The organism is Nocardia elegans NBRC 108235, from assembly GCF_001612845.1.
Lineage (GTDB): Bacteria > Actinomycetota > Actinomycetes > Mycobacteriales > Mycobacteriaceae > Nocardia > Nocardia nova.
Window position 1 is genome coordinate 1 of the sequence record NZ_BDBF01000110.1, and the last position, 1,527, is coordinate 1,527.

The following is a 1,527-nucleotide window of genomic DNA, read 5'->3' on the forward strand; positions in this document are numbered from 1 at the left end:
ACCGCCGATCCGGCCGTGATCACTCCGCCGCCGGCCGACGGCACCGCACCGGCCACGGTCGCGCCGGCGACCACACCACCAGGCACGTCCGCGCCCGCCGTTACTGCCCCCTCGGGGGGCGGTATTCCGGGCGCACCCGCCTGACCCAGGCATCCCCGGCGCACTACTGTGCGCACACCGGCCGGGCCGATCATGCGCGCCTCCCCATGCCCGAATATTCCGGGATCACCTGGGCCGCAGTCACTTTCATCGACAGGCCGACAGCAGGCCGGTCCGGGCGAAACCGTCCGGACCGGCCCGCGCCTACGACTGCTCGGACGGTGGGGTGACCACCGGCGGTGCCACCACCGGCGGCACGACCGCCGCCCCGCGCGGCGGGCCGGCGGCGACACTCGGAGCCGATACCGGCCCGGACACGGTGACCGGGCGGTCCACCGTCGTGGGCTCGGCGGCCGTAACCGCCGCCGGAACCTCCACGAATTGCGGATGATTCACGATCTGGTCATAGGCGTAAGCCGCGTCGCGCAGTTGTTGCCGGCCGGGTTCACCGGCGAGCACCAGCAGGAGTTCGTTGCAGCGACGTTCGAAGACCATGGCACGCAACGTCGCTCCCTCCTCGTCGATGCGAAGGTCACCCGGCGCCACCCGGGCGACGTCCACGCGCCGCGAAAGCATTGCCGCCGCGAGCAGGTCGTCGGCCTCGCGCAGTTGTTCCCACCATTGCGGCGACACCTCCTGCCCGGCCTCCAGAACGGCGAGGATGCGATCGCGGATGCGACGGGACTCGGCGGAATCAGCCGCGGCCGTCCCGCTGCGGACCAGCTTGGTGTGGGCCTCGGTCGCCAACTCGAGGCAACGGGCGTACGCGCGTGAATCCGGTACCGCCGCAATGGGACCGGCGGCGTCCGGCGATCCGGCCAGATCGAGCCGATCGACCGTGTCCGGGGTGTGTACCCGGAGGTCGACATCGTAGGCCGGGCCGACCAGATCCGCCATCGCGATATCGGGGAACCGTGCCCGCAACTCACCGTCGATCGAGGCGGACGAGGCCAGGGCCACCAGCGACGCGTTGGCCTTCGGGCCCCATGCCAATCCGAATTCGACCAGCACCCGGGCCGGGTCCGAGATCCCCTCCCAGGGCGAGGCGGCACTGCCTGAGCCGTCGTCGAGCATCTCGTCCCACAGCCACGGCGTCGACACCTCCCGAGGGAGATAGATCCCCGCCGGCAACCAGCCCCGGCCCTCGTTCGAGGTGATGAACACCCCCGCCCCGGCCGGCCCGCGCATCACGCCGACCGCCCAGTGCATTCCCACCGCCGGCGTATCCGCGGCGGCCAGAACCGCCGCCAGCAAGGTGCGCGCGACCAGGAGGTCGTTGTCGACCGCATCGCCCACCACGTAGGCCGGCTCGGCCTCCTTGTCCTTGGCCGCGGCCACCGCGGCGGCGAACGGCGTGACGACCGGTACCGGCGGCAGATCGTAGCGTCCCGTGGCGCCGGTCGGTGGCTGCTGCGCCGATCGGTCGTC

Annotated in this window: 1 pseudogene; it reads right to left on the minus strand. The window is 72.1% G+C overall.

The annotated features are described in order from the left end of the window. Window positions 1–303: 303 nt before the first annotated feature. A pseudogene (locus NE2_RS36520) lies at window positions 304–1,527 on the minus strand (hypothetical protein); the annotation flags it as partial.